A 12,267-nucleotide genomic window follows, 5' to 3' on the forward strand; every position below is an offset into this window, starting at 1 on the left:
TCGTCCCCCGCGCTACATGTCACCCCTATATCCGCCAGCGGCCGACCGGCCGACGCCCGCCTTCTACTTCTCCACGCATGTCCTCGGGGTGACGCTGATGCTGGCGTGCCTGGCATGGTGGGTCAACGCCTCGGGCCTGGACCTGGCTATCGCCCGCGCCCTGTTCAGCGCGCCGCTGGACGACTTCCCCCTGCACACCAACCGCTGGCTCGAACTCGTCGGCCATCGCATGGTGCTGGCCCTGCCCATCGGCATGGCGCTGGGCGCGATCGCCGTGGTCGCGGCCAGCTACCGCATTCCCGCGTGGCGCCACCTGCGCGGCGCGGCGCTGGCGGTGGCGGTGACCTGTATCGTGGGGCAGTTGGCCGTCACGCAGCTCAAGCACCACACCACGTTGCCGCGCCCCTATGATCTGGAGACGCTGGGCGGATACACCCCGTATCCGTTGTCATGGTGGACCTGGGATCGCGCCAAGTCGGGCGGGGCGCTGCCGAGCGGCCACGCCGGCGCCGGTTACTCCATGCTGACCCTGTATTTCGCCGGCTGGGCCGCGCAGCGGCCCGGATGGCGCTGGTGGGGGCTGGCCGTGGGCATCGCCGCGGGCGTCGGATTCTCGATCGTGCGCGTCCTGCAGGGCGCGCATTTCCTGAGCCAGACGCTGTGGTCGGCGGCCCTGATGTGGCTGCTGGCCGCATTGTTCTTCTGGCCGGTGCTGCGGGGCCAGGCCGCGCCCGGCGGCCCGGCCCGCATGCCGGGCGTTCAGTTCAGCAGCACCCCCGGCAGCCACAGCGAGAACGCCGGCACGTAGGTGACCAGGGCCAGCGCGGCCAGCAATGCGCCATAGAACGGCCAGATGGTCCGCATCACCGTCCCGACCGAGACCCCGCCGATGGCGCAGCCCACGAACTGCGTGGTGCCCACCGGCGGCGTGTTCAGCCCCAGCGCGCAATTCAGCAGCATCACCATGCCGAACTGCACCGGCCCCATGCCGTACTGCATGCAGATCGGCAGGAAGATCGGGGTGCAGATCAGGATGGTCGCGGCCATGTCCAGGAACGTGCCCAGCACGAACAGGATCACGTTGACCATCAGGAAGATCGCCCACGGACTGGTGGACACCGACGCCATCAGCTCGCCGGTCTTCTCCGCCACGCCGTAGAAGCTGATCAGGTAGCCGAAGGTGGCCGAGATGCCGATCAGCAGCAGCACCACGCCGGTCGTCTTGACCGCCTTGCTGGCGGCGCGCACGAACTGGTCCCAGGTCAGCGAGCGATACACGAAGATCGTCAGCGCCAGCGCGTACAGCACGGCCACCGCGGCCGATTCCGTGGCGGTGAAGACCCCGCTCAGGATGCCCACGATGATCAGCACCACCACGAACAGCCCCGGCGTCGCGGCCACCAGCGAGCGCGCCACGATGCGCCAGCCGGGGAAGGTGCCGGCGGGATAGCCGCGGCTGCGCGCCACGAAGTAGGCCGCCGCCAGGTTGCACAGCGTCAGGATCAGCGCCGGCACCACCCCGGCCGCGATCAGGGCCGCGATCGACACCTTGCCGCCCGCCGCCAGCGTGTAGATGATGATGTTGTGGCTGGTCGGCATCAGCGCGCCCACCAGCGCCGCGTGGGTGGTGACGTTGACCGCGTAATCGGCGTGATAGCCCTCGCGCTTCATCATCGGGATCATCACCGAGCCCATCGCCGACACGTCCGCCACCGGCGAACCCGACACGCCGCCGAACAGCGTGCAGGCCACCACGTTGGACATGCCCAGGCCGCCGCGCACGTGGCCCACCAGAGACTTGGCGAAGGCCACGATGCGGTCGGCGATGCCGCCGTACAGCATCAGCTCGCCGGTGAAGATGAAGAACGGGATGGCCAGGAACGAAAACGCATTCATGCCCGAGGTCATCTGCTGGAAGGCCACCGCCAGCGGCAGATCCTCGTACATGATCGCGGTGATCGACGACAGCCCGATGGCGAACGCCACCGGCACGCCGATCACCAGGAAACCCATGAAGGTGAAGGAGAGTAGGGTCAGCGCCATGCCGGTACCACCTTTTGGTTGCGCAACAGGGCGATGACGTGCTCGATCGAGAACAGCGCGATCAGGACGCCGGACAGGGCCGCGGGCACGTACTTCCAGCCATTGGAAATGCCCAGGTTGGGAATCCTGTAGGCCCACACGGATTCGGCCAGCAGGGCGCAGTTCCACGCCATCAGCGCGCCGAACAGCAGCACCAGCAGGTGGATGAAGATCTTCAGGCGCCGCTGGCCCGCCGCCGGCAGCGCGTCGACCAGCGACTCGAAGCCGATGTGGCCGGCGTCGCGCACGCCGACGGCCGCGCCCAGCATGGTGACGTACAGCACCAGCAGCAGCGCCAGGCTCTCGGCCCAGGTGGGCGTGCTGTTCAGGACGTGGCGGCCGACGATCTGCAGGGTGACCGCGACGATCAGGCAGACCAGCCCGAACACGCTGGTCCACATGCACAGCCGCGCCAGCCGGGCGCAGCCGCGGGAATAGGCGTCCAGCGGGGCAGCCAGGGCATGCGCCCGGCCCCCCGCCGCGACATCCGGGGCATTGGTAGAGGTAGCCAACATGCGGATTCCTTATTGGACGGCCTGGATCTTGGCGACCAGGTCTTTCATGTCGGGCGTGGTGACGAAGCGGTCGTAGACCGGCTTCATCGCCGCCTGGAACGAGGCCTTGTCGACCTCGACGATCTGTGAACCGGCCTTCTCGACCACCGCGCGCGACTTCTGCTCGCGCTCGTCCCACAGCTTGCGCATGTAGGGCACCGACTCGCGCGCGGCTTCGCGCAGGATCTTCTGGTCGTCGGCCGACAGCTTGTCCCACTGGCGCTTGGAGAAGATCAGCATTTCCGGCGTCATGGTGTGCTCTGTCAGCGCGTAGTATTTGGCGACCTCGTAGTGATGCGCGCTTTCGTAGCTCGGGTAGTTGTTCTCGGCCGCGTCCACCAGCCCGGTCTTGAGCGAGGTATAGACCTCGCCCATCGGCATCGGCGTGGCGTTGCCGCCCATGGCTTCCACCATCGCCACCGACAGGTCCGACTGCTGCACCCGAATTTTCAGGCCCTTGGCGTCGGCCAGCGTCTTGATCGGCTTGTTGCGTGTGTACATCGAGCGCGAGCCGCTGTCGTACCAGGCCAGGCCGACAAAGCCCGCCGCTTCGCACGACTTCAGGATCTGCTCGCCGATCTCGCTGTCGAGCACCTTGTGCAGATGCTCCTTGGAACGGAACAGGAACGGCAGCGACGGCACGCGCGTGGTCTGGCAGATGTTGTGCATGGCGGCGCTGGACACGCGCGCCATGGCCAGCGCGCCCATCTTCACCTGCTCGATCGAGTCGTCTTCATTGCCGAGCGCGCCGCCGGCATACACCTTGACGGTGATGCGGCCGTTGGTGCGCTGCTTGACCAGTTCGCCGAACTGGCGCACGGCCTGCACGGTGGGGTAATCGTCGGGATGGATGTCCGCGGAGCGCAGCTCGGCGGCACGGGTGGCGGGAATCAGCGTCAGCAAAGCGGCCGCGGCCAGGATGGCGCGGGTCAGGGTCGGGCGCAACATGTCTACCTCCGGTCGGGAGTACGGCGTTTCGTTGAGGGCCATTGCGGCCCCGAAGCTCTTTGATGTGTACGGACCTGCTCACTACTTGTGCGTGGGCGCTTGGGGCGCCGCGGTCGGGTGCTAACCGGCGCTTGCGGTTTCCTCCAGGCCCCGCGCGCCGGGGCGCAGGATGAAGACGGCGCCGGCGATGGAATCGGGCGCGGCATCGGCGGGGCGGATCGACGTGACCAGCAACTGGTCCAGCCCGGGGCCGCCGAACGCGCACATGGCGACACGGGCGGCCGGCACCTCCAGGCTGCGGTCGAGGCGGCCGTCCGGGGTGTAGCGGTAGACGCGGCCGGCCTCGTTGCCGCAGATCCAGTAGCCGCCATCGGCATCGACCGCGGCGCCGTCGGGACGACCGGCCGGCAGTTTCGGGATGAAGACGCGGCGGTTGCGCGGCAGGCCGTCGGCGATGTCGTAGTCGAAGGCCCAGACCACCTGCCGCGACGGGTGCGAGTCGGACAGGTACATGGTCCTGCCGTCGGGGCTGAAGGCCAGGCCGTTGGGCACGATCAGGTCATCGACGATCGCTTCCAGCGGTTGGCCGGGGGCGTAGCGGTACAGTTTGCCGGCGTTGCGGGCCAGGCCCATGTCCATGACCATGGTGCCAGCCAGGAAGCGGCCCTGGCGGTCGCAGCGGCCGTCATTGAAGCGCATGCCGGGCACGCCGTGGCGCACCGGCGCCAGCGGCGCGGGCCGGCAGGGCTGGCCGGCTTGCAGCGGGCCGCAGGCGTACAGCCCGTCCTCCATCGCCAGCAGCCAGCCGTCGCCGCGCGGGGCGATGCAGCCGGCCATCTGCGGCAGCGCCCAATGATCCAGCCGGTCGCTGGCCGGCGTCCAGCGCCACAGCGCGCGGCCGGGAATGTCGGTCCAGTGGAACGACTGGTCGGCGCTGCGCCACACGGGGCTTTCGCCCACGCCGCAGAGCACGGTCCCGATGCGTTCGGCAGAGGTCGCCATGGTGGGAAGGGGCCGGTGTCAGCGCGGCGGAAAAGGGAACGGGCCGGCCTTGACGAAGGCGCCGCCCTGGTAGCGCGCGGCGGGATCGTCGGCCGGCAGCGGCGGCAGCGCCTCGACCTGCGCGCGGAATATCTCGGAAGAGTCCTTGGGCGCGAAGCCGAGCGCGGCGGCGCCATGGTTGTCCCACCAACTGTCGCGGTTGGCCGAGGCGCCGTAGGCGATCAGGTGGCCGACATTGGGCGTGAACAGCGAACGCACCACCAGGTCGGTCAGGTCGTCGTAGCTGAGCCAGGTCACCATCATGCGGCGGTCCTTCGGCTCGGGGAACGACGAACCGATGCGCAGGCAGACCGTCTCGATGCCGTAGCGGTCGTAGTAGAAGCGCGACAGGTTTTCGCCATAGGCCTTGCTCAGGCCGTAGTAACCGTCGGGCCGCAGCGGCACGTCGGCGTCCAGGCGCGCGCCCTGCTCGTAGAAGCCAATGACGTGGTTGGAGCTGGCGAATACCACCCGCCGCACGCCGTGGATGCGCGCGGCTTCATACACGTGGTAGACCCCCTGGATGTTGGCCGGCAGGATTTCCTCGAAGGAGCGTTCCACGGAAACGCCGCCCAGGTGCACAATGGCGTCGACGCCGCGCACCAGTTCGGAGACGGCGGCGGGGTCGGCCAGGTTGCAGGGCACGACTTCCTCGCCGTCGGCGGCGGGCGCCATGGCCGCGACGTCCGACACCCGCAGGACGTCGGCAAAGGCTTTCAGGCGCGGCCGCAGTACCTGGCCCAGGTTGCCGGCGGCGCCGGTCAATAACAAACGATGGCAGCGGGGGGAGACAGGCATGCGGTCGACAGCTAGGCTCATGGCGCAACGCTCGGTGGGGTGGACTCGCCTGGTACGTTATCGTACAACTAGTCCAAAGTATAATAAGCACGAATTTTTGCAGTCAAGCGCCACGCAACCGCTTTGGGACAATCCCTGATGAACGCTCCTGTCGATACCCCCGTCCTGCCGCAGCGTCGTCCACGGAACCTGGCCCAGGGCCTGGTGGAGAACATCTCCGAACGCATCCGTAGCGGCGAGATCCGCCCCGGCGACAAGCTGCCCACCGAATCCGAGATCATGCGGCAGTTTGGCGTCAGCCGCACCGTGGTGCGCGAAGCGCTGTCGCGGCTGCAGGCCTCGGGCCTGGTCGAAACCCATCACGGCGTTGGCACCTACGCGCTCGAACCCAGCGGCGGCGGCGATTTCCGCGTCGACCCCGCCGACATCGCCACGGTGCGCGACGTGCTGGTGCTGCTGGAACTGCGCATCTGCTTGGAAAGCGAGGCCGCCGGCCTGGCCGCCGTGCGCCGCAGCGAAGTCCAACTGGCCGAGATGCGGCGCGCGCTGGATGCCTTCAAGGCCGCGCTGGACAGCGGCGGCGACACCATCACGCCGGATTTCCAGTTCCACCTGCTGGTATCGCAGGCCACCGATAATCGTTATTTCGCCGACCTCATGTCGCACCTGGGTTCGGCCATCATCCCCCGCACCCGCATCAATTCGGCCAAGTTCGCCCACGAGGACCGCGCCGCCTACCTGTCGCGCGTCAACCTGGAACACGAGGATATCTACAGCGCCATCGTGCGCCAGGATGCCGAAGGCGCGCGCGCCGCGATGCGCACCCACCTGAGCAACAGCCGCGAGCGCCTGCGCCGGGTGCAATGACGCCTTTTAGGCGAAATCTGATGTCGTACAACATGACAGGGGTGTCAATCGCCTGACATTGGCGCGCGCCCGACCGCCGGCGGCGCTGCGGCGCGTCAATCCGCGTTAACCTTGGCCGTTTTCAATCACCGGACGGCAGGCATGGTTTGGCTGGGTAATCGCGGGCAGGGTAAGCGCGGCGCATCAACGGATTTCATTCGTCCAGGGAGGGCCGCCGCATGCGCCGCCTGACGCTCCGTTTCATCGTGTCCGTGCTGGTTCTGCTGACGTTGAGCCGGCTGGGCCTGTCGTTGTGGATGTGGGACCGGGTCGAGGCGGCCGGCGGCCTGTGGCCGGTGCTGTTCGGCGGCCTGCGTATCGACGTCTGCCTGCTGTCCATGGTGATCGCACTGCCGGCGGTGTTTTCGCCCTGGCTGGGGCACCGCCCGTGGGCCGCGCGCGTCGCCGCCTGGTGGTTCCGCGTCTGGTGGATGCTGTACGTGCTGCTGGAAGTCTCCACGCCGCAGTTCATCGCCGAATACGACACGCGCCCGAACCGCCTGTATTTCATCTACCTGCTCAACCCGAAGGAAGTCGGCTCGATGCTGTGGCAGGGCTACAAGGGCGTGCTGCTGGCCGCCCTGGTGGTGCTGCTGGTGGCCGCGTGGCTGGCGGTCAAGTTGTTCCCGACGCGGGTGCGCGATCCGTTCCTGGCGTGGTGGAAGCGGCCGCTGGCATCGCTGGCGATTTTGGCGCTGGTGGTGCTGGGCGCGCGCGGCACGCTGGAGCATCGCCCCATCAACCCGGCCAAGGTCGCGTTCAGCTCGGATGCCATGGTCAATTCGCTGGCCCTGAACTCGCTCTACAGCGTGTTCGATGCCGCCTACCGCATGCGCGACGAGCGCTCGTCCGCCGCGATGTATCCGAAGATGCCGGTGGACGAAATGAACGCCATCGTGCGCGACAAGGCTGGCCTGACGGGCGCGCCGCTGGATCCGCGCTATCCCAGCCTGCACGAGCAGAAGGCCACGGTGCGGCGCGACAAGCCGCTCAACCTGGTGATCATCCTGCAGGAAAGCCTGGGCGCGCAGTATGTCGGCAGCCTGGGCGGCAAGGACTTGACGCCCAACATCGACCGCCTCGGCAAGGAAGGCTGGATGTTCCATCGCGCCTACGCCACCGGCACGCGCTCGGTGCGCGGCATCGAGGCGGTCACCGCGGGCTTCCTGCCCAGCGTGGCCGATGCGGTGGTGAAGCTGCCGCGCTCGCAGACCGGCTTCTTCACGCTGGCGCAGGTGCTGGGCAAGCATGGCTACCATTCGCGCTTCGTCTATGGCGGCGAGTCGCACTTCGACAACATGCGCGCCTTCTTCCTGGGCAATGGCTTTGACGAGATCGTCGATCGCCCGAAGTTCGAGAATCCGGTGTTCGAAGGCTCGTGGGGCGCGTCCGACGAAGACATGTTCACCCAGGTCGACCGCCTGCTGCGCGCCGACGGCGACAAGCCGGTGTTCACGCTGGCGTTTTCGGTCAGCAACCATTCGCCGTGGGAGTATCCGGCGGGCCGCATCCAGCCGGTGGGCGATCCGGCCAGCGTCGACAACACCGTGCGCTACGCCGACTGGGCGCTGGGCCAGTTCTTCGACAAGGCGCGCAAGGCGCCGTACTGGGACAACACCGTGTTCCTGGTGATCGCCGATCATGATTCCCGCGTCTACGGTTCGATCCCGGTGCCGGTGCGGCACTTCCAGATCCCGGCCCTGATCCTGGGCGCGGGCATCGCGCCGCGCCAGGACGAGCGCATCGTCAGCCAGATCGACATGGCGCCCACGCTGCTGTCGCTGATCGGGCTGGATAACGTCAACCCGATGCTGGGCGCGGACCTGACGCAGCGCGATCCCAATCGCGCGCTGATGCAGTACGCCGACAACTTCGGCTACCTGCAGGGCGACAAGCTGCTGGTGCTGGAGCCGTCCAAGGCGCCGCGCGAATTCCGTTATCGCGCCGCGCCGGTCGGGCAGGACGAGACTTATGAGCCGGTCGAACCGGCGGACGAGGCCTTGAGCAAGGAAGCGCTGGCGCATGCCTTGTGGGCCAGTTGGGTCTACCGCGAAGAGAAATACCGCCTGCCTTGACTTCGCCCCGTCTGGCCCGGGGGCCGGTTTGATCCCGCTCAAACCGGCTCGCGGCCAGTCCTCGCACACTCGCGCTCATGACTTTTCCCGATCCGCTCGCCGGCCCGAGCCGGCCCCCTGTCGCTGACGCAAGCGACGCGCCCGCGTCCGCTCCGGCCGCGCGTTGGCGCGGTTGGCCCGTGCCACGCGGCCGTCTGGCCTGGCTGACTGGCGTCTTCAGCGTGATGATGATCGGCGTCAGCACGCTGTTCTGGTGCCTGCTGCTGTTCCCCCTGGCGCTGCTGAAACTGGCGCTGCCGTTTGCCGCGGCGCGGCGCCGCATCGATCCCGTCCTCAATGGCATCGCCACGGCCTGGATCAGCGTCAACACCGCCTGGTTCTCGCGCATCCAGCGCGCGCCCTGGGACGTGCGCGGCCATGCCGGCCTGCGCTACGCCGATTGGTACCTGGTCAACTGCAATCACCAGTCCTGGGTCGATATCTTCGTGCTGCAAGGCGCGCTGAACCGCCGCATTCCGTTGCTGAAGTTCTTCCTCAAGCAGCAGCTCATCTACGTGCCGGTGATCGGGCTGGCCTGGTGGGCGCTGGACTTTCCGTTCATGAAGCGCCACGGCAAGGCCGACCTGCGCCGCAATCCGGCCCTGGGGCGCCAGGACCAGGAAACCGCGCGCCGCGCCTGCCAGAAGTTCTCGCTGGTGCCGACCAGCGTGATGGTGTTTGCCGAGGGCACGCGCTTCACTCCGGCCAAGCGCGATGCGCAGGGCTCGCCGTACCGCCACTTGCTCAAGCCCAAGGCGGGCGGGCTGGCGGTGTCGTTGAACGCGATGGGCACGCGCTTTCGCTCGATGATCGATGTCACCATCGCCTATCCGGCGGGCGTGCCCAGCTTCTGGGACATGGCCTGCGGCCGCATGGGCACGGTGCGGGTGCGCATGCATCAGGTGCCGGTGCCGCCGGCCTTCTGCGAAGCCGACTACAGCCGCGACAAGGCCTTCCGCACCGAATTCCACCACTGGCTGGGCCAGCAGTGGCAGGCCAAGGACGCCGAGATCGAGGCGTTGATGGCCGATGCGGCCGCCACGCCCCGATCCTGACGGACCGCGCTTACACTCGCGCCGGCAGCACGGTGCCCGAGCATTCGCCAAAGCCGATGCGCGGGTAGCCGGCCTTGACGCACTCGGCGCGCATGATGACCTGGTCGCCATCCTGCAGGAAGGTGCGCTTTTCGCCCCAGGGCAGCTCGATCGGCTGCTTGCCGCCGTGGTTCAGTTCCAGCATCGAACCGGCCTCCGAGGGCTGCGGGCCGGACAGCGTGCCGGTGCCGAGCATGTCGCCCGGCTGCAGGTTGCAGCCGTTTACCGTGTGGTGCGTGATCAACTGCGCCACATTCCAGTACGCATCGCGGAAGTTGCTGCGCGACAGCCGCGCCGGCGCCTGCTTGCCGGCGCGCGACTGTTCGGTCGTGAGCAGCACTTCCATCTGCACGTCGTAGGCGCCCTTGGCGCGGTTGGCATCGGAGGCCAGGTACGGCAGCGGCTGCGGCTCGGACGGGCCGCGGTTCCATTGCGTGCGGAACGGTTCCAGCGCTTCCATGGTGACAATCCACGGCGAGATGGTCGAGGCGAAGTTCTTCGACAGGAACGGGCCCAGCGGCTGGTATTCCCAGCCCTGGATGTCGCGCGCCGACCAGTCGTTCAGGATGCACAGGCCGAAGACGTGCGCATCGGCGTCCGCCAGCTTGATGCGGTCGCCCTGGGCGTTGCCGGTGCCGACGAAGATGCCCAGTTCCAGTTCGTAGTCCAGCCGCGCGCACGGGCCGAATTGCGGCGCCTCGCCTTCGTTGGCGGGGCGGGTCTGGCCGACCGGGCGGGGGAACTTCTGGTCCACGCCGATGCTGGAGGCGCGGCCGTGGTAGCCGATCGGCACCCACTTGTAGTTCGGCAGCAGGGGATTGTCGGGCCGGAACTGCTTGCCGATGGCGGTGGCGTGGTGCACCGAGATGTAGAAGTCGGTGTAGTCGCCGATGCGGGCGGGCGTGGTGTATTCGGCGTCGGCCTGGGCCACCAGCAGCGGGTCGACCGTGGCGCGCAGCGCGGCGCCTTCGCGCAGCGCGCGCGACAGCGCCAGGCGCAGCGCGCTCCAGTGGGCCTGGCCCAGGGCCATCAGCGCGTTCAGGCTGTCGCCCTGGCAGGCGGCCAGCGCCTCGGCGGCGGCGCCCTCGAACGGCTTGGCGGCGGCCAGCGCCGCCAGGTCGACGATCTGGTCGCCGATGGCCACGCCGGGGCGGAACGACTCCTGCGAGCCCTTGCGGCGGAACGCGGCGTAGGGCAGGTTCTGCACCGGGAAGTCCGACGCGCCGGTGTTGGCGCTGGCAACCCAGCTCTTGAGCGACGGGTCGTGGGTTTCGTTGATGGCGGTGGTCATGAGGAATGTCTCGTTCAATGTGTTTATAAGGGCTCGGCGGGCGCCGGAAAAATCCAAAGCCAAACGGCGATGCGCTTGCGCGCATCGCCGTGGGCGGGCGTGACGGGAGAGAAAACGGTCACGCTTTGGCGGGATCGAAATGCTTCTGCAGGCCCTGCCAGCACCGGTAATAGTCGCCCTGCAATTCTACCGAGGCCAAGGCCTGCGCCGTCGGGCGGATTACGCGCCGCGTCTCGAACATGAAAGCCATGGTGTCGCGGATGTAGTGCGCGGTGCTGGTGTCGGCGCGCGAGGCCTTCTCGAAGGTCTCGGCGTCGGGGCCGTGGCCGCTCATGCAGTTGTGCAGGCTCGCGCCGCCCGGGGCGAAGCCATCGGCCTTGGCGTCGTACACGCCCTGGATCAGGCCCATGAATTCGCTGGCGACGTTGCGGTGGAACCAGGGCGGACGGAAGGTGTTCTCCATCGCCAGGATGCGCGGCGGGAAGATGGCAAAGTCCATGTTGGCCGTGCCCGGGGTGTCGGACGGCGCGGTCAGCACCGTGAAGATCGACGGGTCCGGATGGTCGTAGCTGATCGAGCCGATGGTGTTGAAGTGGCGCAGGTCGTACTTGTACGGCGCGTGCGTGCCGTGCCAGGCCACCACGTCCAGCGGCGAATGGCCGATCGCGGCGCGCCAGAAGCCGCCGGTGAACTTGGCGATCAGTTCGAAGTCGCCTTCCAGGTCTTCGTACCAGGCCACCGGCGTCTTGAAGTCGCGGGCGTTGGCCAGGCAGTTCGAGCCGATCGGGCCCAGTTCGGGCAGGCGCAGCGCGGCGCCGAAGTTCTCCAGCATATAGCCGCGCGCGCTGTCGTCCAGCAGTTGCACGCTGAAGCGCACGCCGCGCGGGATCACGGCGATCTCCAGCGGCTCCAGGTCGATCAGGCCCAGTTCGGTGGCCAGGCGCAGGCGGCCCTGCTGCGGCACCAGCAGCAGCTCGCCGTCGGCGTTGTAGAAATAGCGGCCCTGCATCGAGCGGTTGGCGGCATACAGGTGGATGCCGACGCCGCTTTGTTCATCGGGGCCGCCGTTGCCGCCCCAGGTATTCACGCCTTCGATGAAGTCGGTGGGCACGGTGGGAATGGGCAAGGGGCTCCAGCGCAGTTGGTTGGGCGTGACCGGGCCGTGACCGAAGGCGCTTTCCCAGCCCTTGACGCCGCCAAACGGCTCGAACGGCTTGTGCTGCGCGCCCGGGCGGATGCGGTAGAGCCAGGAGCGGCGGTTCTCGCTGCGCGGCGCGGTGAAGGCGGTGCCGGACAACTGCTCGGCGTACAGGCCATAGGGACATTGCTGGGGCGAATTGCGGCCCAGCGGCAGCGCGCCGGGCAGGGCTTCGGTGGCACAGTCGTTGCCGAAACCGGTCTGGTAGTGCAGTTCCATGGAATCCTCCTGGGTGGCGCGC

General features: G+C 68.0%; 11 protein-coding genes. 4 read left to right on the forward strand and 7 right to left on the reverse strand.

Going from position 1 to position 12,267, the window contains the following annotated elements:
• Window positions 1-16 precede the first annotated feature (16 nt).
• Window positions 17-808, forward strand: coding sequence for a phosphatase PAP2 family protein (locus HV783_RS09250; RefSeq protein ID WP_054500678.1), 792 nt, complete (start codon window positions 17-19; stop codon window positions 806-808).
• Here HV783_RS09250 and HV783_RS09255 read toward each other — a convergent pair.
• From HV783_RS09255 to HV783_RS09275, 5 genes are all read right to left on the reverse strand, one after another.
• Window positions 760-2,043, reverse strand: coding sequence for a TRAP transporter large permease (locus tag HV783_RS09255; RefSeq protein ID WP_049076186.1), 1,284 nt, complete (start codon window positions 2,041-2,043; stop codon window positions 760-762). The genes HV783_RS09250 and HV783_RS09255 overlap by 49 nt on opposite strands.
• Entirely contained in the window at window positions 2,034-2,597 is a 564-nt protein-coding gene (locus HV783_RS09260) for a TRAP transporter small permease (protein ID WP_175189027.1), read from the reverse strand. Before HV783_RS09260 ends, HV783_RS09255 begins: the two co-directional genes overlap by 10 nt.
• Window positions 2,598-2,606: 9 nt before the next feature.
• On the reverse strand, window positions 2,607-3,584 hold the full coding sequence (locus tag HV783_RS09265; protein WP_054500679.1) for a TRAP transporter substrate-binding protein: 978 nt from the start codon (window positions 3,582-3,584) through the stop codon (window positions 2,607-2,609).
• 120 nt (window positions 3,585-3,704) lie between these two features.
• Window positions 3,705-4,586, reverse strand: coding sequence for an SMP-30/gluconolactonase/LRE family protein (locus HV783_RS09270; RefSeq protein ID WP_144655545.1), 882 nt, complete (start codon window positions 4,584-4,586; stop codon window positions 3,705-3,707).
• A gap of 18 nt (window positions 4,587-4,604) precedes the next feature.
• Window positions 4,605-5,444, reverse strand: a complete 840-nt coding sequence (locus tag HV783_RS09275) for an NAD-dependent epimerase/dehydratase family protein (protein WP_081273667.1) — start codon at window positions 5,442-5,444, stop codon at window positions 4,605-4,607.
• A 117-nt stretch (window positions 5,445-5,561) separates the two neighbouring features.
• On the opposite strand from HV783_RS09275, the gene HV783_RS09280 reads away from it, so the two are divergent.
• The 3 genes from HV783_RS09280 to yihG all read left to right on the forward strand — a co-directional run bounded on the left by HV783_RS09280 (window position 5,562) and on the right by yihG (window position 9,498).
• Window positions 5,562-6,290, forward strand: a complete 729-nt coding sequence (locus HV783_RS09280) for a FadR/GntR family transcriptional regulator (RefSeq protein ID WP_054500682.1) — start codon at window positions 5,562-5,564, stop codon at window positions 6,288-6,290.
• Window positions 6,291-6,508: 218 nt separating this feature from the next.
• Window positions 6,509-8,404, forward strand: coding sequence for an LTA synthase family protein (locus HV783_RS09285; protein WP_064528565.1), 1,896 nt, complete (start codon window positions 6,509-6,511; stop codon window positions 8,402-8,404).
• Between the two features lie 179 nt (window positions 8,405-8,583).
• Window positions 8,584-9,498, forward strand: a complete 915-nt coding sequence (gene yihG, locus HV783_RS09290) for a 1-acylglycerol-3-phosphate O-acyltransferase, YihG family (protein ID WP_175189028.1) — start codon at window positions 8,584-8,586, stop codon at window positions 9,496-9,498.
• Between the two features lie 10 nt (window positions 9,499-9,508).
• Here the strand turns inward: yihG and fahA are convergent, their stop codons facing one another.
• Together fahA and hmgA are read right to left on the reverse strand one after the other, a co-directional pair.
• Window positions 9,509-10,828 (reverse strand): fumarylacetoacetase, encoded by a 1,320-nt coding sequence (fahA, locus tag HV783_RS09295; protein ID WP_175189029.1) that lies wholly within the window; start codon window positions 10,826-10,828, stop codon window positions 9,509-9,511.
• Between the two features lie 118 nt (window positions 10,829-10,946).
• Window positions 10,947-12,245 (reverse strand): homogentisate 1,2-dioxygenase, encoded by a 1,299-nt coding sequence (gene hmgA / locus HV783_RS09300; RefSeq protein WP_064528558.1) that lies wholly within the window; start codon window positions 12,243-12,245, stop codon window positions 10,947-10,949.
• Window positions 12,246-12,267 lie beyond the last annotated feature (22 nt).

Source organism: Achromobacter dolens (genome assembly GCF_902859745.1).
GTDB classification, from domain to species: Bacteria; Pseudomonadota; Gammaproteobacteria; order Burkholderiales; family Burkholderiaceae_B; genus Achromobacter; species Achromobacter dolens.